This is a genomic window from Amycolatopsis sp. NPDC004169, from assembly GCF_040610315.1.
GTDB lineage: Bacteria > Actinomycetota > Actinomycetes > Mycobacteriales > Pseudonocardiaceae > Amycolatopsis.
In genome coordinates this window covers 150,746-172,454 of sequence record NZ_JBEXMD010000002.1, presented here as the reverse complement: position 1 = coordinate 172,454, position 21,709 = coordinate 150,746, and the positions used below count along the sequence as shown (strand labels likewise).

Sequence of the window (21,709 nt, the reverse complement as noted above, 5' to 3'; positions counted from 1 at the left end):
GCACCTTATCCGGCGTCCTTCGGCACCGCGCTCGGCTCGCCGAGCTCGGCCAGGGTGCGCTGGGCGATGGCGAACGCCGCGTTCGCCGCCGGTGCGCCCGCGTACACCGCCGTGTGCAGCAGCACTTCGCCGATCTCCGCCGCCGTCAGTCCGTTGCGGACCGCCGCCCGGACGTGCATCGCCAGCTCGTTGTGCGCGTGCAGCGCCGTCAGCGCCGCCAGTGTCACGCAGCTGCGCGTACGGCGGTCCAGGCCGTCGCGGGCCCACACCGAGCCCCACGCGCCCTCGGTGATGTAGTCCTGGAACGGGCGGCTGAAGTCCGTGGTGCCCGCGACCGCGCGGTCGACGTGCTCGTCGCCGAGCACCTCGCGCCGCACCTTCATGCCCTGCTCGTGGCGGTCCGTCACACTCGCTCCAAGTGGTCCAGGATCAGCCGGGTGAACTCGCCCGGCTGCTCGTAACTGCCCAGGTGCGCGGCGTCGGCCACGACCTCCAGCCGGGCGCCGGGGATGCCCTCGGCGATCGGCCGCGCGTGCTCGGCCGGCGATGTCGCCGGGTCGTCCGCGCCCGCAATGACGAGGGTGGGCGCGGTGACCTTCGGCAGCAGCTCCAGCAGGTCCATCCGCTCGATCACGCCGCAGCAGGCCGCGTAACCCTCGGCCGGGACCGCCGCGATCATCGCGCGGAGGAACTCGGCCCGGTCCGGGTGGCGTTCGCGGTACCCCGGCGTCAGCCAGCGGCTCACCCCCGCGTCGGCCACCGCCGCGGTGCCCTCGGCGCGGACCGTGCGGGCCCGCTCCGCCCACATCGACGGCGGGCCGAACTTCGCGGACGTGCAGCACAGCACGAGGCTCGCGATCCGCTCCGGCGCGTGGATGCCCAGCCACATCCCCGTCATGCCGCCGAGCGAGAGACCCACGTGGTGCACCCGCTCGACACCGAGCTCGTCGAGCAGCGCCAGGACGTCGGCGCCCAGGTCTTCGAGCTCGTAGGGCCCCGGCGGGACCGGCGACGCGCCGTGGCCGCGCGTGTCGTACCGGACCACCCGGAACCCGCGCTCCGCCAGCGGCGCGACCTGGGGTTCCCACATCCGCAGGTCACTGCCGAGCGACCCGCCGAACACGACCACCGGCCCGTCTTCGGGGCCCTCCGCGACCCAGTGCGGCTTCACGGCGCTCATAGCCGGAAGAAGACGGTCTCGCCGTCGCCCTGCAGCCGGATGTCGAAGCGGTAGCCGTCTTCGGTCTTCGCCGCGATCAGCGTGCCGCGCCGCTCCTCCGGCACCGTCGCCAGCACCGGGTCGGCCGCGTTGTCCTGGTCCTCGAAGTAGATCCGCGTGACGACCCGGTTCAGCAGGCCGCGTGCGAACACCGAGACGTCGATGTGCGGCGCCTGGGTGGCGCCACCCTCACCGGGGACCACGCCCGGGAGCACGGTGAGGATGCCGTAGGTGCCGTCGGCTTCGGTCGGGCAGCGGCCGAAGCCGCGGAACTCGCCGTCCGCCGTGCCGCGCGGGTCGTCCGGGTGGCGGAAGCCGCCGTCCGGGTCGGCCTGCCAGGTCTCGATCATGGCGTCCGGGATCGGGTCGCCGTTGCCGTCGCGGACGGTCCCGCGGATCCAGAACGCGCCGGGCGTGCCCTCGGGCACGACGTGCGGGCCGTCGGGCCAGGGCAGGCCGATCGATAGGTACGGGCCGACGGTCTGCGAAGGGGTGGGCAGCAGCTCGGTCATTCGTCGTCGTCCTCTTCCTCTTCGAACACCGACGCGTCGCGCCCGCGCAGGACGATGTCGAACTGGAACCCGAGCGCCCATTCGGCCTGCGTGATGTCGTGGTCGTAGCACGAGACCATCCGCTGCCGGGCCTTCTCGTCCGGGATCGAGTTGAAGATCGGGTCCTGGGAGAACAGCGGGTCGTCCGGGAAGTACATCTGGGTGACCAGCCGCTGGGTGAAGGCCGAGCCGAACACCGAGAAGTGGATGTGCGCCGGGCGCCAGGCGTTGTCGTGGTTCTTCCACGGGTACGCGCCGGGCTTGATGGTGGTGAAGGTGTAGCGGCCGTCGCTGTCGGTCAGGGTGCGGCCGACGCCGTCGAAGTTCGGGTCGAGCGGCGAGGGCCAGCGGTCGCCGGTGTGCCGGTAGCGGCCGCCCGCGTTGGCCTGCCAGATCTCGACGAGCGAGTCGCGCACCGGGCGGCCGTCGCCGTCGAGGAGCCGCCCGGTGACGATGATGCGCTGGCCCTGCGGCTCACCCGCGTGCTGCCGGGTGAGGTCGTTGTCGTGCTCGCCGAGACGGCCGGGGCCGAGCAGCGGGCCGGTGACCTCGGTGAGCATCTGCGGGAGCAGGACGAGGTCCTGCTTCGGGTGCCGCAGCGCCGTGGAGCGGTAGCCGCTGGAGTCGAGCGGCGGGTGGGTGCCTTCGGGGTCTTCCCCGTAGCGCGGCAGCCTGAATTCGGTCGGAGTGGCCACGTTTCTCTCCTTTACCGGCCTTCGAGGACGACGGCCAGGCCCTGGCCGACGCCGATGCAGATGGCGGCCAGGCCCCAGCCACCGCCGCGGCGGTGCAGGTCGTGCGCCAGGGCGCCGAGGATCCGGCCGCCGGACGCGCCGAGCGGGTGCCCGATGGCGATCGCGCCGCCGTGGGTGTTCACGATCTCCGGGTCGAGGTCCTTCCAGTCGCGCAGGCAGGCCAGCGACTGCGCGGCGAAAGCTTCGTTGAGCTCGACCGCCGCCAGGTCGTCCCAGCCGATGCCCGCGCGTTCGAGGGCGATCTCGGCCGCGCGCACCGGCCCGATGCCGAAGACGTCCGGGTCGACCCCCGCCGCGCCGCGGCCGGCGATGCGGGCCAGCGGGGTCTTGTTCAAGCGGTTCGCGCTTGCTTCGTCGCCGAGGAGGAGGGCGGAGGCGCCGTCGTTGAGCGGGGAGGCGTTGCCGGCCGTGACGGTGCCGTTTTCCTTGCGGAACACGGGCTTCAGCTTGGCGAGCTTCTCGGGGCTGGAGTCCGGACGGATGCCTTCGTCGCGGGCCAGGTCGACGCCCTCGACCGGGACGACCAGGTCATCGTAGAAGCCGTCATCCCACGCTTTGGCGGCGTTGACGTGGCTGCGGGCGGCGAAGGCGTCCTGCTCGTCGCGGCCGATGCCGTAGCGCTCGGCGAGCTGCTCGGTGGACTCGCCGAGGGAGATCGTCCACTGGGCCGGCATGGCCGGGTTGACCATGCGCCAGCCGAGGGCGGTGTTGTAGAGGGTCTGGTTGCCGGCGGGGAACGCCTTCTCGGGCTTCGGCATGACGAGCGGCGAGCGGGTCATGGACTCGACACCGCCGGCGACGACGAGGGAGGCGTCGCCGGTCTGGATCGCGCGGCTGGCCTGGATCGCGGCGTCGAGGCCGGAGCCGCAGAGGCGGTTGACCGTGCTGCCGGGGACGGTCGTGGGCCAGCCGGCGAGCAGGGCGGCCATGCGGGCGACGTTGCGGTTGTCCTCGCCGGCGCCGTTCGCATCACCGAGGGTGACTTCGTCCACTGTGGACGGGTCGAGGTCGTTGCGCTGCTGGAGCGCTTTGAGGACTCCGGCGGCGAGGTCGTCGGGACGGACGCCGGCGAGCGCGCCGCCGTAGCGGCCGAACGGGGTGCGGATCGCGTCGAGGATGTAGACGTCGGTCATGCGCTCGCCTTCCGGGTCGGCGGGGTGGTCGAGTGGAGGTGGGCGGCGAGGGTCGCCAGCCGGGCGGAAGATGCGAGGGCGGTTCGGGCGCGGTGAGTACCGCCGAGCCGACCGCACCTGCGGCCCTCGGAACACCGGCGGGCGGTGAAATCACCAGCCCAGCGGCAGGTACCGGACCGCTCCGGAGAGCGGGGCCAGCCCCGCATCGGGCGCCGACAGTGGGAGCGGGCTTGATCATGCGCTCACCTTCCGGGTCGGCAGGCTGGTAGGTGCAGGGGAAGGCGCCGCTTGTGGCGGCGGCCCGCCGGCCTGGGGCCTGGGTGGTGGTCATCGGCTCACCCTGCCATGGCTGCGGCCGGCCGCGTTGTCATGCGCTTGCCTTCTCCAGGTCGCGGAGGACCGTCAGCTCTCGGTCCGTCGGGGCCGGGGTCGTCGACAGGCTGTCGGACACCTTCAAGCTCCAGCCCGTGGCCGCGATGGCGCTCTCGAGGTCCACGCCCGGGTGTAGCTCGGTCAAGGTCAGCTCGGCCGTCTCCGGGTCGGGGCGGAGGAGACCCAGATCAGTCACCACCAGCGTCGGGCCACGGCCTCGGAGGCCGAGGCGCTCTCGGTCGCCCTTGCCCGTTCCGTGGCCGAATGACGTCACGAAGTCGACCTTCTCCACGAACGCGCGGGGGTTCTGCCGGAGCACGATGAACACCTCGCCGCAGGAGGCGGCGATCTCGGGGGCTCCGCCCGCGCCCGGGAGGCGGACCTTCGGGTCGTGGTAGTCCGAGCCGATCACCGTCGTGTTGATGTTGCCGAACTTGTCGAGCTGGGCCGCTCCCAGGAAGCCCACGTCGATGCGGCCCGGCTGGAGCCAGTAGTTGAACACCTCCGGCACGCTGATCACCGCGTCCGCCGTGTCGGCCAGCTCGCCGTCGCCGATCGACAGGGGCAGGCGGGACGGCTTGGCGCCGAGGCAGCCGGATTCGTAGATCAGGGTCAGGTTCGGCGCGTGCGCCCGGCGGGCGAGGTTCGCCGCCTTGCTCGGGAGGCCGATGCCGACGAAGCAGGACATGCCGTCGCCGAGGGCGCGGGCCGCCGCCACGCTCATCATCTCGTCGGCCGTGTACTCCGCGCTCATGCCTTCACACCGATCAGCTCGTTCAGCCACTTCGTGAACTCCTCGCGGTCGCGCCCGATCTCGTCCCACGCCTGGTACGCCGCGTTGTCCCGCTCGTAGTACCCCGCCGCGTACGACGGCTTCGCGCCGCCGGGGACCTCGGCCACCGCGGTGACCACCCAGGCCGGGAGCACGACCGCGCCCGGACGGGGCTCCAGCTCGTCCACGATCTCCTCGACCGTCACCAAGGACCGCTTCGCCGCCAGCACCGCTTCCTTCTGGACGCCGGTGATCCCCCACATCTGCACGTTGCCGGCCCGGTCGGCCCGCTGGGCGTGGACGATCGAGACGTCCGGGTTCAGCGCCGGCACCGCCGTCAGCTGCTCGCCGGTGAACGGGCAGGTGATCGGCTTGATCGTGGCCGTCTGCGCCGGGAGGTCGGTGCCGGTGTAGCCGCGCAGCACCGCGAACGGCAGGCCGGACGCGCCGGCGACGTACCGGTTCGCCATGCCGGCGTGGCTGTGTTCTTCGATCTCCAGCGGCACCGGCCAGTCGTGCTGGACGGCGTCGCGGAAGCGGTGCAGCGAGCCGACCCCGGGGTTGCCGCCCCAGGAGAAGATCAGCTTCCGCGCGCAGCCGGCGCCGATCAGCTGGTCGTAGACGATGTCCGGGGTCATCCGCACCAGCGTGAGGTCACGCCGGCGCTGCCGGATGATCTCCTGCCCGGCCGCGACCGGGATGAGGTGCGTGAACCCTTCGAGCGCGACGGTGTCGCCGTCGTGCACCAGCCGGGCCACGGCCTCCTCCAGCGACAGCAGCTCCGCCATCCCGCCCTCCGCATCCGTTCGCATCACGCACACTCGTTCTGCAACCGAACATAGCACGGCGGCCGGAGGCCCGACCAGACGTCTTCCACCCAATGGATGACGTACGCAGGTGGAAGGGACCGTCAGCCGATCCTGATCAACCGCGAGCCGTGCGGCGGCACGGCGGTGGCTGTCCACGCACCCCGGAACCGCCCGAGGTCCTGGCGCGCGACGAGGTCACGCACCAGCCGCGCGCCCGGGATCCCCAGGTCGACCGGGATGTCCGCCGGAGTGGCACCCAGGTTGTAGACCGCCGCGTACCACCGGCCGTCCGGCGCGCGCTTCTTCCACACCTGGTGGTCGCCGCCGGTCACGCGCGTCGGGTACGAGCCGGCGTGGTCCACCGCGATGACCTCGGGGTTCGTCAGGATCGACACCGCGGAGGCGTCCAGGAAGTAGATGTCCCCGCCGACGTACAGCGGCGAAGAAGCCATGGACCAGAACGTCATCACGCTCTGCCGCTCGACATCGGAGAGCCCGTCCTGGATGCCGCTGCCGGTGTTGTTGCTGATCGGCATCGAGTCCAGGTCCGGCCGGTACTGCGGCCCGAACACGCCCAGCCAGCCCGGCAGGTCCGCCCACCGCGCCTTCACCGAGCTGTCCCAAGAGGACACCGTCTCGCAATAGCACTCGACGTCCGTGTCGACGCGCACGCCGTTCGCGTACGGGGCCAGGGAAGAGCCGATGGACCGCGGCACCGGCCACGCGCTCGCCGTCAGCCACATCGGCCGCCGCGCGTGGTCGATCGCCGCGGACCAGGCGGCGATGTCGGCCACGTTGTCCACGGTCGTCCCGTCGACCTTGACGAAGTCGATGCCCCAGGACGCGAACCGCGCCACGATCGAGTCGTAGTACTTCTGCGCGCACGGGTTCGCGAAGTCGACCTTCCAGTTCCCGCCCCAGCCGTTCGACGGCGTCAGCGGCCGGTAGGCGATGTCCTGCGCGCGGCAGGACGTCCCGAGGATGGGCGCGTTCTTGTCGTAGACCTCCTTCTCCAGCCCGGTCACCGCGTACAGGCCCAGCTTCAGCCCGAGCGAGTGCACGTACGAAGCCAGCGCCGGGATCCCGGACGGGAACCGCGACGGATCGGGGTCCGGGATGCCGTTGACGTCGGTGTGGAAGACCCAGGACTGCGAGGCGTTCCAGCCGGAATCGATGTTGACGTAGGTGTAACCGGCGGACTTGAGCTTCGAAGCCATCGCCGAAGCCGCGTCGCGGATGTGCGACTCGTTGAGCCACGAAGTGCCGTAACCCGCGCGGGTCGACGACTCGAGGCTCCAGCTGCTCCAGCCCATGAACGGCCGGACGAACGGCGTCCGCGCGTCAGCCGCGGGAACGACCAGGGAGAGAAACCCGAGCACGGTGAGGAAAACGGAAAGGAGGCGCTTCATCGAACACTCCTCGGTAGGGGACCTACTCCTTGAGCCCGCTCGCCGCGATCCCGCGGACGATGAACCGCTGGGCGACCAGGAACATCGCGACCAGCGGCGCGATGGTGACCAGAGCGCCGGCGAACAGCGCCGGCAGGTTGACCGACTGGGCGGTCAGGAACGTCGAAAGGGCGATCTGCGCGGTCCACGACGACGGGTCCTGCCCGATCACCAGCGGCCACAGGAACGCGTTCCAGCTTTCGATGAACATCAACGCCCCGAGCGAGGCGATCATGCTGCCCGAGTTCGGCAGCACCAGCCGGCGGTAGACGCCGAGGTAGCCGAGGCCGTCGAGCCGCCCCGCCTCCTCGATCCCGGCCGGGAACCGCAGGTAGAAGTTGCGGAAGAGGATCACCGTGAACGCGCTGAACAGGTTCGGCGCGATGATCCCCCACTCGGTGTTGACGCCCCCCATCGAGCCGACGACCACGAAGGTCGGCACGAACGTCACCGACTGCGGGATCATCAGCGTGACCAGCACGTAGGTGAAGACGAACCGCCGCCCGGGGACGGGAATCCGGGCCAGCGCGTACCCCGCCATCGAACCGAACAGCGTCCCGACCGGCGCGGTGACGACCGCGACCAGGAACGAGTTCCACAACGAGTGCGCCATCGGCACCGACGCGTCGGCGAACAGGTCGCCGAAGTTGACCCACGACAGCGGATCGGGCAGCCACGACCAGTCCGGCGAGCCGACCTGCTGCCGCGTCATCAGCGCGTTGCGCAGCATGATGTAGAACGGCAGCAGGAAGATCACCGCGAGCACGGACGCGAGGACGTACTTCGGCGTCTTCCGGGAAAGCGGGAGAACGGCCATCAGTCCTTCTTCCCGAAGCCGACGAACCGGCCCTGCAGCAGGGTGATCGCGACGATGATCACCGTCAGCAGGAACGCGCCCGCCGAGCCGACGCCGTAGTTCTGGTCGCCGAGCGCCGAGTCGTACAGGTAGACGAGCGGCGGCTTCACCGGTGCAGTCGCCGTTCCGGAGAGCCCGGTGCCGAACAGGTTGTAGAACTCGTCGAACGCCTGGAACGCCGCGATGAGGATCAGCAGCAGCACCGCCACCGACGTGTTCCGCAGCTGCGGCAGCGTGATGTAGCGGAACGCCTGCCACTTCGACGTGCCGTCCAGCTCGCCGGCTTCGTACAGCGACGGCGGGATCGCCTGCAGCCCGGCCAGGAACAGGATCATGTACAGCCCGACCTGCAGCCACAGCCGCAGCGTCACCACCGCGACCCAGTACACCGGCGGGCTCGTCGTCGACAGCCACGGCACCGGGTCGGCGCCGAACAGGCCGCCGACGACGTTCGCGACCCCGGACGGCAGGCCGTTGAACAGCGCCATCTTCCACACCAGGGCCGCGACGACGTACGACACCGCGGCCGGGATGAGGAACACGGTCCGGAAGAACGCCTTGCCGCGCTTGATGCTGTTGATCAGCACCGCCAGCCCGAGCGACGCCACGAAGGTGATCGGCACGATGAAGACGGTGAAGACCGCGATCGTCGTCAACGATGTCAGGAACGCGTCGTCGCCCAGCAGGAACGCGTAGTTGCCGAAGCCGATCCAGTTCCCGAGCGTGATGGTGCCGCGGGCGTCGTTGAAGCTGAGCAGGAAGCTCCACGCGATGGCGACGTACTTGAACAGCCCGAGCCCGAGCACCACCGGTCCGGTGAGCACCGCGAACGCGCCGATCGCCCGCCAGTCGCGATGTTTCATGCCAGCTGCTTGTCGACTTCGGCCTGCGCCTTCTGCGCCGCGTCGCCGAGTTCGGCGGCCGGGTCGGCCTTCCCGTTCGCGATCTTCGTCGCCGCCTGCAGGAACAGCGTCGCCGACGCCTTGTTCCACAGCCCCGAGTAGGACTTGCCGAACTGCTGCGAGATCGCCACGGCGTCCTTCGCGGGTCCGCTGGAGAACTCGGTCGTCCGCGCCGCGACCTCCTTGCGGGCCGGGATGTGGAAGCCGTACTCGACGCACCAGTCCTTCTGCAGGTCGGCGTTCTTGATCCACAGCCAGTCGATGTACTTCTTGACCGCGTCCAGGTTCGGGGACTTGGCGTTGGCCAGCTGGTACCAGCCGCCGACGCGCGCGACCTGCTTGCCCGTGTCGCCGAACTTCGGCCACGCGACGACGCCGAAGTCGTCGCCCAGGGCCTTCTTGACGTCCGGCAGCGACCACAGCCCGCCCCACTGCATGGCCGTGGCGCCGTTCGCGAACGCGCCCGGGTCGGACCAGTCGGTCGGGTAGCCCTGGAGCAGGCCGCCGGTGTCGTGCAGCTGCTTGAGCCCGCCGATCGCGGCGACGGCTTCGGGCGAGGCGAAGGCGACCTTCTTGCCGCTGGCGTCGAAGAAGTCGGCACCGGACGACCAGAGCAGGAGGGTTGCCGCTTCGCCGACGCCGTCGGTGCCGACGTACAGGCCCTTCTGCTTGCCGTTGTTCAGCTTCCGCGTCGCTTCGAGCAGCTCGGCGAACGTCTGCGGCGGCTGGACGCCCGCGGCCTGCAGGGCGCTTTTGCGGTAGTACAGCATCATGACGTCGTCGATCATCTTGACGCCGTAGACCTTGCCGTCGACGGTCACGGTGTCCAGCGCGGCCGGGCTGAAGTCGGCCTTGACCGGGCCGACAACGTCGTCAAGCGGCGCGAGCAGGCCGTTCTTGACGTTCTGGTACCGGAAGTCACCCAGCTCGAACAGGTCGGGCGCCTGCGCGGTGAGCATCGCGGAGTTGAGCTTGGTTTCGTAGTCGCCGGCGATCCAGCTGACGTTGACCGCGATGTCCGGGTTGGCCTTGGTGAACTCCTGCGCGTACCGCTGGACCGCTTGCTGGGTCCCGGATTCGCCGTACGCGTGGTACCACTGCTGGAGCGTGACCTTGGCGCCCGAAGCGGCATTCTTGTTCAACGGGTCCGAAGTGCAGCCCGCGAGGGCCGCTCCCCCGGCAAAGAGAACGGAACCGACCAGGAAGCTTCGACGATTCATGGGGCTCACGGCAACTCTCCTCAAACGGTGTCGGACACGAACAGGCTCTGGACGGCGACCGCGGCGGCGCCGCGGGCCCATTCCTCGAACGGCAGCGGCCGGATGACCAGGCCGCACCGCGCGGCGCTGCCGAACGCCTGGGCCGCGAAGGTCCGGCGGATCTGCTCCTCGAACAGGTCGTAGGTGGCGACGCCCTCTCCCGAGACGACCACTCGTTCCGGGCCGAACAGGTTGACCAGCGCGGCCAGCCCCAGTCCGATCGCGTGGCCGGCGGCGGCGAAGACCTCCCTCAGCGGTTCATCGCCGCCGCGGGCGCGCGCCACGGCGTCGTCCATCGAAAGCCCGCGTTCGCCGGTGACCTGCCGCGCCCGGGTCAGGATCGCGGCGGTGGACGCGATCGCCTCGACGCAGCCCTGGCCGCCGCAGTGGCACGGCGGCCCGCCGTCGGCGACCGGGACGTGCCCGATCTCGCCCGCGACGCCGTGCGCGCCGCGGACCAGGCCGCCGTTGACCACCAGCGCACTCCCGATGCCGGTTCCCACCGTGACCAGCGCGAACGACGACGCGCCGACGCCCTCGCCGAACCACTGCTCGGCGACGGCGAGGGCCTTGACGTCGTTCTCCAAAGTGGCCGTGAGCCCGGTGGCGTCTTCCAGCAGGGACGCCAGGGGCACGTCCCGCCAGCCGAGGAACGGCGAGTAGCGGACGACACCGGACGCGCGGTCGACGTCGCCGGACACCGCGACGCCCAGGCAATAGGCGCGCTCGCGGAGGTCCCCGGTCAGCAGCTCGCCGACGAGGTCGGCCAGCGCGCGGACGACGTGGCCGACGTCGTGGCTCGTCAAGGCGTGGTGGGCGCTGGCCCGGACGTCGGCGCGCAGGTCGGTGACCACGCCGATCAGGTCGTCCCCGGTGATCTTGACGCCGACGAAGTACTCGCGGTCCGGCCGGATCGCGAGGGGGTTCGCCGGGCGGCCCGCCCCGGGCGCGGTGCGGCCGCCGGAGGCGAGTTCTTCGAGGTAGCCGGCCTCGATGAAGGGCCGGGCCGCCTTCGTCACCGCGGCGGAGGAGAGCCCGGTGCGGCGGGCGACGTCGACGCGCGAAACCGGCCCCTCGGTCAGGACCGTGGTGAACACGGTCGCGGCCGCGGGACTGGTGATCGGCGCCCTTGCCGGTGCACTGCGAGGCATGGCCGGAAGAGTAGGGAGACTTAATTAACTTCGTCAAGAATTTATTTTTCCGCAGGTCAGCTCTACGCTGTCGGGCATGCCGCTCGTCGAACACGACCCCGCGCGCCGGCTCTGGCTGCTGCGCACCCCCGAAAGCTCGTACGCCTTCCGGCTGGACGCCGACGACCGCCCGCGGCACGTCCACTGGGGCCCGCCGCTGACCCTGGAGCAGGCCGCGCAGGTCGCCGCGCGCCGCAACCCGGCCGACAGCAGCTTCGACGAGCCCGGTGACGAGCGGCAGGAGCTCCCCGCCGAGGGAGGCGCCTTCTTCGGCGTCGCGGCGCTGGCCGTGCGTTACGCCGACGGCACTTCGGCGCTCGAGTGGCACTACGACGGCTTCGCGCTCGAAGGCGACGCACTCGTCGTACGGCTCTCAGACCGGCACTACCCGCTCGAGCTGTCCCTGCACTACCGCGTCCGCGGTGACGTCGTCGAGCGCTGGACGTCGCTGCGGCACGCCGGTTCCGGAGAGCCCATCGCCTTGCTGCGCACCGATTCCGCGTCGTGGACGCTGCCGCGGCGCGAGGGCGCGCGGCTGAGCCGGACGTCCGGCGCGTGGAGCGCCGAGTACGGCCTGCTGCGCGAACCGCTGCCGGTCGGGGAAACCACGCTCACCAGCCGGCGCGGCGCCTCCAGCCACCAGGTCAACCCGTGGGTGATGCTCGACGCGGGCGACGCGACGGAGACCGGCGGCGAGGTGTGGAGCAGTGCGCTGGCGTGGAGCGGGAGCTGGCGGATCACCGTGGAGCGCACGCACACCGGCCGCGTCACGTGGACCGGCGGGTTCGGCCACGAGCACGTCACCTGGCGGCTGCAGCCGGGCGAAACGTGGGAGACGCCGGTGTTCGCCGGGCTCTACGCGGCCGACGGCTTCGGGGGTACCAGCCAGCGGTGGCACGCCTACGTCCGCGATTTCGTCCAGCCGCACCCGGGTGAACTGCGGCCGGTCGTCTACAACTCGTGGGAGGCGACCGGCTGGGACGTCGACGAAAAGACGGAGACCGACCTGGCCGCGGCGGCCGCCCGCCTGGGCGCGGAACTGTTCGTCATGGACGACGGCTGGTTCGGCGCGCGCACCGGTGACTCGGCGGGACTCGGTGACTGGATCGCCAACGACCAGCGTTTCCCCCGCGGGCTGCGGCCGCTGGCCGACGCGGTGCACGCGCACGGGATGCAGTTCGGGCTGTGGGTCGAGCCGGAGATGGTCAACCCGGACAGCGATCTCTACCGCGCGCACCCGGACTGGGTGCTGCACATGGCGCACCGCTCCCGGACGACGCTGCGGAACCAGCTCGTGCTGAACTTCGCGCGGCCCGACGTCGCGGACTGGGCGCACAAGTGGCTCGACCGGCTCGTCGGCGAGCACGGCATCGACTACCTCAAGTGGGACATGAACCGCGCGTTCACCGAGGCCGGCTGGCCCGAGGCGGGGCCGGACGCCCAGCGCCTGTGGGTCGGCCACGTGCGGGCGGTGTACGGGATACTGGACCGGCTGCGCGCCGACCACCCGGACCTGCGGATCCAGGGCTGCGCGGGCGGCGGCGGCCGCACCGACCTCGGGATCCTCGCGCGGACCGACGAGATCTGGGCGTCGGACAACACCGACGCCGCCGACCGGATCACCATCCAGCACGGCTACGGCCAGCTCTACCCGGCGGGCACGATGTCGGCCTGGGTCACCGACAGTCCCAACCCCGGCACCGGGCGGGAGGCGCCGCTGAGCTTCCGGTTCCACGTGGCGATGGCGGGCGTGCTCGGCCTGGGCGGCGATCTGCCCCGCTGGACGCCGGACGAACTCACCGAAGCGGCGTCGCTCGTGGCGCTGTACAAGGAGATCCGGCCCGTCGTGCAGCACGGCGTGCTGTACCGGCTCGCGGATCCGGCGGTCTCGGCACTGACTGCGGTGCAGTACGTGCTCGGCGATTCCGTCGTCGTCTTCTTCTGGCGGCGGCCGACGGAGTTCGCGCGGCCGTTCACCCCGCCGCGGCTCGCGGGGCTGGATCCGGCCGGGCTGTACCGCGATCAGGACGGCGTCGTGCACCACGGGGCGGTGTTGCTGAGCCACGGGCTCGACGTCTCATGGCCGGGGAGCGGGTACGCGAGCACGGTGGTGCGGCTGACGCGCGTGGGCTGAATTGTCGGTGGGGTGATTTAGGCTGTCGTCGTGGCCAAGATCGCGGTGACCCGATGGATTCCCGACGACGCGGTGAAGCTCCTCGCCGAAGCAGGTGACGTGGAGGTCTCCCCCGCCGATCGTCCGCTGACGCCTGCGGAACTGCACGAGTTCGTCGGCGGCGCCTCGGCGGTCGTCGGGATGCTGCACGACCGGCTGGACGGCGCGCTGGCCGACGCCGCCGGGCCGGAGCTGAAGGTGGTGGCGAACGTCGCCGTCGGGTACGACAACGTCGACGTGGCGGCGCTGGCCTCGCGCGGGATCGTCGTCACCAACACGCCTGGGGTGCTCACCGACGCGACCGCCGACCTCGCCTTCGGGCTGCTGCTCGCCGTCACGCGGCGGCTCGGCGAGGGCGAACGGCTGCTGCGCTCGCGCACGCCGTGGTCGTTCCACCTCGGCTTCCTGCTCGGCTCCGGGCTGCAGGGCAAGACGCTGGGCGTGGTCGGGTTCGGGCAGATCGGGCAGGCGATGGCTCGCCGGGCTTCGGCGTTCGGGATGTCCGTCGTCTACTCCGGACGGTCCAAAAAGGACACGGACGCCGAGTACGTGTCGTTCGAGGAGCTGCTGGCGCGTTCGGACGTGGTCTCGCTGCACTGCCCGCTGACGCCGGAGACGCGGCACCTCATCGACGCCGCCGCGTTGCGCGCCATGAAACCGGGCGCGTACCTGGTGAACACGACCCGCGGCCCGGTCGTCGACGAAGCCGCGCTCGCCGACGCCCTGGAGGCGGGCGAGATCGCCGGCGCCGCACTCGATGTGTTCGAGAAGGAACCCGAGGTCGAACCGCGGCTGCTCGGCCGCGACGACGTCGTGCTGAGCCCGCACCTGGGGTCGGCGACGGTCGAGACCCGCACCGCGATGGCCGTGCTGGCCGCGCGCAACGTCGCGACGGTGCTCGCCGGGCGTCCCCCGCTGACGGAGGTGAAGCCGTGACCCGTGTCGTCATCGCGCCCGACAAGTTCAAGGGCAGTCTCACCGCGGTCCAGGCCGCGGAGGCGATCGCGCTCGGCGTGCGCGATGCGCTGCCGGACGCGGACATCGTCACCTGCCCGGTCGCCGACGGCGGCGAGGGCACCCTCGACGTGCTGGAAGCCGCGGGCGCGCGGATCGTGCGGATGTCGGTGCGCGGGCCGCTCGAAGAGCAGGTCCAGGCGCGGTACGCGGTGCTGGACGGCACGGCGTACATCGAGTCGGCGCGCGCGTGCGGGATCGAGTTCGTCGAACCGTCGCCGGCCACCGCGCTGGCGGCGCACACCTGGGGCGTCGGCGAGCTGCTGGCGGACGCGCTGATACACGGCGCAAAACGGCTCGTGCTCACGGTCGGCGGCACGGCCAGCACCGACGGCGGGGCCGGGATGCTGGGGGCGCTGGGCGCGGGGGTGCTGGACGCGTTCGGCGCGCCGGTCGGCCTGGGCGGCGGGACGCTGACGCGGGTGGCGTCGACGGAGCTGACGCCGGCCCGGGAGCGGCTGGACGGGGTACCGGTGGCGGTCGCGACCGACGTGACGAACCCGCTGCTGGGCCCGGACGGCGCGGCGGCGGTGTTCGGGCCGCAGAAGGGAGCGGGCCCGTCGGAGGTGGCGCTGCTCGACGAGGGACTCGGGCGCTGGGCGCACGCGCTGCAGGTGGGCGGCGCGCCGGACGTCACGCGGGTGCCGGGCGGGGGCGCCGGCGGCGGCGTGGCCGCGGGGGCGATCGCGCTCGGGGCGAAGGTGGAGTCCGGGTTCGATCTGATCGCGGAGTTGACCGGGGTGGACGCAGCGCTGACCGGGGCGGACCTCGTGATCACCGGAGAGGGATCGCTGGACGAGCAGAGCTTGAACGGCAAGGCCCCGGCGGGGATCGCCGACCGGGCGCGGCCGCGGGGGGTGCCGCTGCTGGCGTTGGCGGGCCGGATCCAGCTGGACGCGGCCGGGCTGGCGCGGCTGGGGGTGGTGGGGAGCAGTGCGCTGATCGATCACGCGCCTTCGCTGGACCACGCGCGGCTGCATGCGGCGGAGTTGCTGCGGGAGCGGGCGGCGGAGCTGGTTCGCGCCTGGAAGGAGGGGTAGACGGGAGGGTTCGGGAGCGGCTCGCGGGGGCCGGTCGCGAGCCGGAGTGGGCGGCGGAGCCCGGCATCGGCAGCCGGCATGAGGCAGTCGGCTGGACCGGCAACCCGATCGCGAGCCGGAGCGAGCAACGGCGGCCGACATCGCCAGTCACGGACCGTCGGCCGGCTGGGCCGGCGGCTTGTGCGGGAAGCCGCCTGAAACACCACGTCCGCATGCGAACGGACCTTTCGCACCCGAGGAGCGAAAGGCCCGCCCGCCGCGGTCAGCTTGTGTGCTGGGGCAGCACCGCGAACGCCACCCCACCCGCTTCGTCCTCCTGGACGTCCAGGACCTTGTCGTCCAGCAGCGCCGCCGCCTGGGGCTCGAGGAACACCTTCGGGCCCTCTGCCTCGCCCAGGACGCTGTCGCCCTCGGCCGGCTCGGGGGCCACCGACAGGGCCAGCTGGGCGCTCTCGCCGTCGGCGTTCTGGACCGCCAAGCGGAGTCCGGCTTCGCCCTCGCCCTGGCTCGTCAGCGCGGTGATCGCCTCGGCGGCGGCTTCGGTCACGGTCAGCATTTTCGGCCTTCCCTTCGTCGCGGTCCGATGTTTTCCCCACGCTAGGGGCGTCCGAACGGACGTGCAGTCTGAGCGGATCAGCCCTCGCGGGCCGCTCGGATGGCGTCCGCCACCGATTCGCCCGCGTAGTCCGTCGTCTCGCGGCGGCCCTGGTTCGAGTGCCGGCGGGGCACCGTGTCCTCCGGGACCACCGGCTCGAAGTCGGCCGGGGCGTCCTCGATCGACTCGTCGAGCTCCGCCGCCGGGGTGGCCGCCAGCGGCCGGTCCGGGACCGGCTCCGGCTCGGCGTCCGGCAGCTCTTCGGCCAGGCGCATCTCCATCGGCTCGCCTTCGCGGATCTCGCGGGGCGTCGTGCCGTACCGGTCGGCGGCACTCCAGTGCTCCGGCGGTTCGATGCCCTCCTCGAGCGAATCCACCCGCAGCTCGTCCTCGTCCAGCGCCTCGCTGGGGCTCAAGCTCTGCGGTTCGGCCGAGTCACGGTCACTCACTGGCCCTCCTGGCACTTCGACAACTGAACAGTCGCCGGTGACCTACCCCGGGCGGCACGGCGGCGAAACCCGGCAGTGTCACCGGGATCACAAATCTTCAACGGGTTTAACACATTCACAAGTTTGTGAATGCGGGGTAGGTTGGGATCATGGCCACCACCAGGTGCGCACCGGGGCACCGGCTGCTCGCCACCGACCCGGACCGCCACCACGAGCTCGGCACCCACGCGGCGTGGTATGTGGTGGCCGGCGTGGTCACCACCGGCGTCCAAGCCGCCCTCTTCCTCCTGCTGCGCGACGAGCTCGGCTCCCAGGTGGCGAACCTGGTCGCGATCGCGCTCACCACGGTCGGCAACACCGAGTTCCACCGCCGCGTCACCTTCGCCGGGCGGCGCAGCCACGCCGGGAAGCGGCACCTGCAGGACCTGCTCACCTTCGCCTTCTACGCGCTCTACGGCTCGGCCGTGCTCGCGCTGCTCGACGCCTTCGTCGACCGGCCGACGTCGTGGGAGGAGACCGGCACCCTGCTGTTGGCCAGCCTGGTCGGCGGGTTCGTCCGGTTCGCCGTGCTGCGCTGGTGGGTCTTCGCGCACCGCTCCGAACCGGCCCCGGCCACCCACACCGGCTAGCGTCTGCGGACGTGGCCTCGGACGACATCGAGCGGGACGACCGCACACCCCAGGCGGGCGGGACCGAACCCGATTACCGCTTCACGCTGGCCAACGAACGCACCTTCCTCGCCTGGCTCCGCACCGCCCTCGGCCTGCTCGCCGGCGGCGTGGCCGTGCACCAGCTGGTGCCCTCGCCCACCGCGGTCAGCACGGTGCTCGCCGGGCTGTGCGTCGCGCTGGCCGGCGTCCTCGCCGCGACGGCGTACCCGCGGTGGCGGCGGGTGCAGCTCGCCATGCGGGCCGGCGAGCCCCTGCCGCCCAGCCGGATGATCCTGGTGCTGACCGGCGGCCTGCTGACCCTCATCGTCGCCGCGGCCGTGCTGCTGGCGGCCTCGTGAGTGACACCGAAGGCAGCGGACGGTGACGGCCGGGAAAAACACCCCGCCGACCTGGCGTTCCCGGCGAGCCGGACGGCCGCACCCCGGCACCCGGTCCGGCCGGACGCGAATACCGCCGGTTCGCGATTATCGTGACGTCAAAATTGCCGCCAGGCCACCCGGGATCCGGTCGTGACCACCTCCGGGGGCGCCCAGGCCGAGCGCACCGGGCTCGCCTGGCGGCGGACCGCACTGGCGTCCGCCGCCTGCACCGTACTGCTCCTGCACTCCGCCGCCCAGCGCCATTGGGGTGGCACCCTGATCCCCGTCTTGCTCGCCGCGGGGACATCCGCCCTGCTCGCGGCCATCGGGACACGCCGCGAACGGGCCTTGCGCGTCGCCGAACCGGCCCCGCCGAGCCGGGTACTGCCCGCGATCGCGTCGCTCGCCGTGACTGTGACGGCCGCTTCCGTGGTCGTCTTCCACTGACGAGTGAACTCCGCACATCCTGAAACCGATTAATCGCAATGTGCGGGCCTGGGTCGCGGGAACATCACGGTCGATACTGCTAACGGGGTATTGGTGGTTGAAATCTGGACTGACCCGCATGGACGTGCTTACGATTACCCTGCGTCGCACGGACCGCAGATCCGCCCCGATCCATCGGAGCATCTGCGATGGATCAGTTACGGAGTGTTGAACCCCCGGCAGCGACGGTCGAGGGTCGGCCGGGGAGACGACCATGACGGCACCGCCGAGGACCACCGAAGAATCCGCTTCCAGCGTCCGCGATTATCGCACTCCAGAGTCATTGCCCCGCCCGGGCGGACGGCTCACCAAGGAGGACCTGGACCCGCTCGTGAAGGACGCGGGCGAGGGCAACCCGGCGGCGATCCACTCGCTGCTGCAGATGATCGAGCCGGTGGTGGTCCGCTACTGCCGCGCGCGCATGGGCGGCCGCGACCTGTCCTACCTGTCGGCCGACGACGTCGCCCAGGAAGTCTGCCTGGCCGTGCTCAAGGCCCTGCCCGACTACCAGGACCGCGGCGGCTCCTTCCTCTACCTGGTCCACGCGATCGCCGCCAACAAGGTCGCCGACGCCTACCGCGCCGTCGCCCGCGACCGCTCCGAGCCCGTCCCCGAGCTCCCGGAGCACCCGCTGAGCGCCGGCAACGAGCCGGAGAGCCACGCCCTGCACCTCGACCTCGGCGCCCGCCTCGGCAAGCTGCTCGCCGCCCTGCCCCGGGTGCAGCAGGAGATCCTGACCCTGCGCATCGCCGTCGGCTTCTCGGCGACCGAAACCGCCGAGGCCCTCGGCATCTCCGCGGGCAACGTCCGCGTCACGCAGCACCGCGCCCTGACCCGCCTGCGCGGCATGATCCGCGACGACGAGTTCTGATAGACCATTTCGCGGGCGGGCGGGGCGGCCTCTTTCACCCCCTGGAGTAGGCCGCCTCGCCCGCGTCCAACCCGTACACCGCCCGGGCGTTGTGCTCGAAGACGGCCAGCCGCTCGGCGTCCGACAGCGCCCCCGTCAGTGCGACGGCCGCGTCGAGCACCACCTCGTAGGACGCCGCCAGCTCGCAGACCGGCCAGTCCGAGCCGAACAGCAGGCGCTCCGGGCCGAAGACGTCGAGCACGTGGTCGACGTACCGGCGCAGGTGCCCGACCTCCCAGCCCGTCCAATCCGCTTCGGTGACCAGCCCGGACAGCTTGCACACGACGTTCTCGCGCGCCGCCAGCGCGGCGACGCCGGACGCCCACGGCTCCCACTCCCCCGTCGCGATCGGGGGCTTCGCCGCGTGGTCGAGGACCAGGCGCAGGTCCGGGAGGCGCAGCGCCAGCTCGGCCGCGGCCGGCAGTTGCGCGGGACGGACCAGCAGGTCGAACGCCAGGCCCGCGGCCGCGACCGTGCTCAACCCGGCGACCACGGCCGGCCGCAGCAGCCAGTCGTCGTCCGGCTCGCCCTCCACCTGGTGGCGGAGACCCACCAGGGGCCCCTCGAGGGCGGCCAGCCGGTCCGCGAGGTCCGGAGCCGTCAGGTCGGCCCAGCCGACCACGCCCGCGATCACCGGCTCCGCGACCGCGGTCGCGAGGAACTCCGCCGTTTCCTCGTCCGAGGACACCGTCTGGACCAGGACCGTCGCGTGGACTCCCGCCGCCTCGGTCACCGCGCGCAGGTCGTCGACGGTGTACGGGCGGCGGATCGGGTCCATGGCCGTCCCCGCCAGCCACGGGTACTCGCGCCGCACCGGATCCCACAGGTGGTGGTGCGCGTCGATCACGAGACACCTTCGGCGATGACGACGTCGGCGCGCAGCAGGCCCGCGTCGATCAGCTCGGTCCACAGCGACGGCGGCACCACCGTCCGCGCCCGCCGGGCGTTGACCGCGACCTGGTCCGGGTCGTGCGCGCCGACGACCACCGACGCCACCGTGGGATGCGCCATCGGCAGCGCCAGCGCGGCTTCCGGCAGCTCGACGCCGTACCGCGCGCAGATCTCCGCGATCCGCCCGGCCCGCTCGACCAGCTCCGCCGGCGCCTCGGCGTAGTCGTAGACGCGGCCGGGTTCGGCGGTCGCCAGGATGCCGCCGTTGAACGCGCCGCCGACCACCACGCGGACGTCCCGCTCGGCACACAGCGGGAACAGCTCGTCCAGCGCGGGCTGGTCGAGCAGCGTGTAGCGGCCGGCCACCAGCAGGACGTCCAGGTCGGTGCGCCGGACGAACTCGGCCAGCATCGGCGCCTGGTTCATCCCGGCCCCGAACGCGCCGATCACGCCCTGCTCCCGCAGCTCGCGCAACGCCGGGAACGCCCCCGACAGCGCCTCCTCGAAGTGGTCGTCGGGATCGTGGACGTAGACGATGTCGACGCGGTCGAGCCCGAGCCGGGTCAGGCTGTCGTCCAGGGAGCGCAGGACGCCGTCACGGCTGAAGTCCCACCGGCGCTTGTAGGCGGCCGGGACGGCGAAGCCCTGGTCGTCGCGGGCGCCGGCACCGTCCGGGTTCGGTTCCAGCACGCGGCCGACCTTCGTCGACAGCACGTACTCGTTCCGCGGGTACGCCCGCAGGGCCGCGCCGAGCCGGGCCTCGGACAGGCCGAGGCCGTAGTGCGGCGCGGTGTCGAAGTAGCGGACGCCCTCCTCCCACGCGCGCCGGACGGTCGCGGCCGCCGTCTCGTCGCTGATCGCGTGGTACAGGTTGCCCAGCTGCGCGCAGCCGAGCCCCAGGGGGGACAGGGACAGTTCCAATGCGGTCACTCCTTCACCGGCGGTCGCCCGACCCGTCCGGGACCGGCTTCGCCGCCGGAGTGGTCGTCGACATCGAGGACGTGGAACAGGTCGGCACCGTTACGCCGGTGGGTCATGGCCCCTCCGGCGCCGGGACATGGCACGCTGGGCAGTAACACCGAAACATCCGAGGTCTGTTGCAGGGAGGGCGGACGCGATGCCCGTCACCGATGTCGCGATCGACAAGATCAAGGACATGATCATCTCCGGCGAGCTGGCGCCCGGCGACCGGCTGCCGAAGGAGGCCGAGCTGGCCCAGCGGCTCGGGCTCTCGCGCAGTTCCCTGCGGGAGGCCGTCAAGGCGTTGTGCCTGATCAGGGTGCTCGACGTCCGCCAGGGCGACGGCACGTACGTCACCAGCCTCGAGCCCAACCTGCTGCTCGACGCGATGACCTTCGTCGTCGACTTCCACCGCGACGACACCGTCCTCGACTTCCTGGCCGTGCGCCGGATCCTCGAGCCCGCCGCGACCGCGCTGGCCGCGCTGCACATGAGCGACGACGACATCGCGGAGCTGGGCGCGCTGCTCAGCGAGCTGGAGGACTCGCCGACCGTGGAGGCGCTGGTCGCCAACGACCTGCAGTTCCACCGCAAGATCGCCGACGGCTCCGGCAACCCGGTGCTCTGCTCGCTGCTCGACAGCCTCTCCGGGCCGACCGCCCGCGCCCGGATCTGGCGCGGCCTCACCCAGGAGGGCGCGGTCGCCAAGACCCGCGAACAGCACACGGCGATCTACGAGGCCATCGCCGCGCGCGAGCCGGAGCTGGCCCGCTCGTGGGCGACCGTGCACGTCGCGGGCGTGGAGCAGTGGCTGCGCAACGCACTGGGCACCGCGGACGACCCGACGGTGCCCGATGCGGACGAGGGGCCGGCCGCGGAAGCCTCCTGACAGTGA

The 21,709-nt window shown here is 71.8% G+C and carries 24 protein-coding genes; 8 read left to right on the top strand and 16 right to left on the bottom strand.

The window, feature by feature from the left end; translation table 11 throughout:
* Positions 1–5: 5 nt before the first annotated feature.
* The 12 genes from pcaC to ABZX11_RS03410 form a co-directional block, all read right to left on the bottom strand.
* A complete protein-coding gene (gene pcaC, locus ABZX11_RS03465) occupies positions 6–407 on the bottom strand; it encodes a 4-carboxymuconolactone decarboxylase (RefSeq protein ID WP_176172256.1) in 402 nt (133 codons plus the stop codon).
* Positions 404–1,180 (bottom strand): 3-oxoadipate enol-lactonase, encoded by a 777-nt coding sequence (pcaD, locus tag ABZX11_RS03460; RefSeq protein WP_354909493.1) that lies wholly within the window; start codon positions 1,178–1,180, stop codon positions 404–406. Before pcaD ends, pcaC begins: the two co-directional genes overlap by 4 nt.
* Positions 1,177–1,731 carry a protocatechuate 3,4-dioxygenase subunit alpha gene (gene pcaG, locus ABZX11_RS03455; protein WP_354909490.1) on the bottom strand — a complete coding sequence of 185 codons (555 nt, stop codon included), beginning with the start codon at positions 1,729–1,731 and terminating at the stop codon, positions 1,177–1,179. The genes pcaD and pcaG overlap by 4 nt, the downstream gene beginning before the upstream one ends.
* Positions 1,728–2,465: a protocatechuate 3,4-dioxygenase subunit beta gene (pcaH, locus tag ABZX11_RS03450; protein ID WP_354909487.1), complete on the bottom strand. Its 738-nt coding sequence runs from the start codon at positions 2,463–2,465 to the stop codon at positions 1,728–1,730. The genes pcaG and pcaH overlap by 4 nt, the downstream gene beginning before the upstream one ends.
* 11 nt (positions 2,466–2,476) lie before the next feature.
* Entirely contained in the window at positions 2,477–3,658 is a 1,182-nt protein-coding gene (locus tag ABZX11_RS03445; RefSeq protein ID WP_354909485.1) for a thiolase family protein, read from the bottom strand.
* A gap of 367 nt (positions 3,659–4,025) precedes the next feature.
* Positions 4,026–4,784, bottom strand: coding sequence for a CoA-transferase subunit beta (locus tag ABZX11_RS03440; protein ID WP_176172261.1), 759 nt, complete (start codon positions 4,782–4,784; stop codon positions 4,026–4,028).
* On the bottom strand, positions 4,781–5,590 hold the full coding sequence (locus tag ABZX11_RS03435) for a CoA transferase subunit A (RefSeq protein ID WP_354909843.1): 810 nt from the start codon (positions 5,588–5,590) through the stop codon (positions 4,781–4,783). Before ABZX11_RS03435 ends, ABZX11_RS03440 begins: the two co-directional genes overlap by 4 nt.
* 122 nt (positions 5,591–5,712) lie before the next feature.
* A complete protein-coding gene (locus tag ABZX11_RS03430; RefSeq protein WP_354909481.1) occupies positions 5,713–7,020 on the bottom strand; it encodes a glycoside hydrolase family 27 protein in 1,308 nt (435 codons plus the stop codon).
* A 22-nt stretch (positions 7,021–7,042) separates the two neighbouring features.
* Positions 7,043–7,876 (bottom strand): carbohydrate ABC transporter permease, encoded by an 834-nt coding sequence (locus ABZX11_RS03425; RefSeq protein WP_176172262.1) that lies wholly within the window; start codon positions 7,874–7,876, stop codon positions 7,043–7,045.
* Positions 7,876–8,778, bottom strand: a complete 903-nt coding sequence (locus ABZX11_RS03420; protein WP_354909479.1) for a sugar ABC transporter permease — start codon at positions 8,776–8,778, stop codon at positions 7,876–7,878. The genes ABZX11_RS03425 and ABZX11_RS03420 overlap by 1 nt, the downstream gene beginning before the upstream one ends.
* Positions 8,775–10,037 carry a sugar ABC transporter substrate-binding protein gene (locus ABZX11_RS03415; RefSeq protein ID WP_354909476.1) on the bottom strand — a complete coding sequence of 421 codons (1,263 nt, stop codon included), beginning with the start codon at positions 10,035–10,037 and terminating at the stop codon, positions 8,775–8,777. The genes ABZX11_RS03420 and ABZX11_RS03415 overlap by 4 nt, the downstream gene beginning before the upstream one ends.
* 20 nt (positions 10,038–10,057) lie before the next feature.
* Positions 10,058–11,227 (bottom strand): ROK family protein, encoded by a 1,170-nt coding sequence (locus ABZX11_RS03410; RefSeq protein WP_354909473.1) that lies wholly within the window; start codon positions 11,225–11,227, stop codon positions 10,058–10,060.
* 76 nt (positions 11,228–11,303) lie between these two features.
* Between ABZX11_RS03410 and ABZX11_RS03405 the strand changes: the two genes are divergently transcribed.
* From ABZX11_RS03405 to ABZX11_RS03395, 3 genes are read left to right on the top strand one after another with little or no spacing between them, the layout of a single operon-like run.
* The gene (locus ABZX11_RS03405; protein WP_354909471.1) at positions 11,304–13,400 is read left to right on the top strand and encodes an alpha-galactosidase; all 2,097 of its coding nucleotides are present in this window, start codon (positions 11,304–11,306) and stop codon (positions 13,398–13,400) included.
* Positions 13,401–13,430: 30 nt separating this feature from the next.
* Entirely contained in the window at positions 13,431–14,375 is a 945-nt protein-coding gene (locus tag ABZX11_RS03400; protein WP_354909469.1) for a D-glycerate dehydrogenase, read from the top strand.
* A complete protein-coding gene (locus tag ABZX11_RS03395) occupies positions 14,372–15,493 on the top strand; it encodes a glycerate kinase (protein ID WP_354909466.1) in 1,122 nt (373 codons plus the stop codon). Before ABZX11_RS03400 ends, ABZX11_RS03395 begins: the two co-directional genes overlap by 4 nt.
* A gap of 262 nt (positions 15,494–15,755) precedes the next feature.
* Here ABZX11_RS03395 and ABZX11_RS03390 read toward each other — a convergent pair whose 3' ends face one another.
* Positions 15,756–16,049 (bottom strand): iron-sulfur cluster biosynthesis family protein, encoded by a 294-nt coding sequence (locus ABZX11_RS03390; protein WP_176172267.1) that lies wholly within the window; start codon positions 16,047–16,049, stop codon positions 15,756–15,758.
* A gap of 77 nt (positions 16,050–16,126) precedes the next feature.
* A complete protein-coding gene (locus tag ABZX11_RS03385; RefSeq protein ID WP_354909463.1) occupies positions 16,127–16,537 on the bottom strand; it encodes a hypothetical protein in 411 nt (136 codons plus the stop codon).
* A gap of 149 nt (positions 16,538–16,686) precedes the next feature.
* Here ABZX11_RS03385 and ABZX11_RS03380 point away from each other — a divergent pair, with 149 nt between their 5' ends.
* From ABZX11_RS03380 to shbA, 4 genes are all read left to right on the top strand, one after another.
* Positions 16,687–17,166, top strand: coding sequence for a GtrA family protein (locus tag ABZX11_RS03380; RefSeq protein WP_354909460.1), 480 nt, complete (start codon positions 16,687–16,689; stop codon positions 17,164–17,166).
* Positions 17,167–17,177: 11 nt separating this feature from the next.
* The gene (locus ABZX11_RS03375; RefSeq protein WP_354909458.1) at positions 17,178–17,546 is read left to right on the top strand and encodes a DUF202 domain-containing protein; all 369 of its coding nucleotides are present in this window, start codon (positions 17,178–17,180) and stop codon (positions 17,544–17,546) included.
* A 171-nt stretch (positions 17,547–17,717) separates the two neighbouring features.
* Positions 17,718–18,014, top strand: a complete 297-nt coding sequence (locus ABZX11_RS03370; protein WP_176172271.1) for a DUF202 domain-containing protein — start codon at positions 17,718–17,720, stop codon at positions 18,012–18,014.
* A 322-nt stretch (positions 18,015–18,336) separates the two neighbouring features.
* Positions 18,337–18,924: an RNA polymerase sigma factor ShbA gene (shbA, locus tag ABZX11_RS03365; RefSeq protein ID WP_176172272.1), complete on the top strand. Its 588-nt coding sequence runs from the start codon at positions 18,337–18,339 to the stop codon at positions 18,922–18,924.
* 34 nt (positions 18,925–18,958) lie between these two features.
* On the opposite strand, the gene ABZX11_RS03360 is transcribed toward shbA, so the two are convergent.
* Together ABZX11_RS03360 and ABZX11_RS03355 are read right to left on the bottom strand one after the other, a co-directional pair.
* Complete coding sequence (locus ABZX11_RS03360; RefSeq protein WP_354909454.1) at positions 18,959–19,810, bottom strand: amidohydrolase family protein; 852 nt, start codon at positions 19,808–19,810, stop codon at positions 18,959–18,961.
* Positions 19,807–20,775 carry an aldo/keto reductase gene (locus ABZX11_RS03355; RefSeq protein ID WP_354909841.1) on the bottom strand — a complete coding sequence of 323 codons (969 nt, stop codon included), beginning with the start codon at positions 20,773–20,775 and terminating at the stop codon, positions 19,807–19,809. The genes ABZX11_RS03360 and ABZX11_RS03355 overlap by 4 nt, the downstream gene beginning before the upstream one ends.
* A 196-nt stretch (positions 20,776–20,971) precedes the next feature.
* On the opposite strand from ABZX11_RS03355, the gene ABZX11_RS03350 reads away from it, so the two are divergent.
* Positions 20,972–21,703, top strand: coding sequence for a FadR/GntR family transcriptional regulator (locus ABZX11_RS03350; protein WP_176172274.1), 732 nt, complete (start codon positions 20,972–20,974; stop codon positions 21,701–21,703).
* The last annotated feature ends 6 nt before the right edge of the window (positions 21,704–21,709 follow it).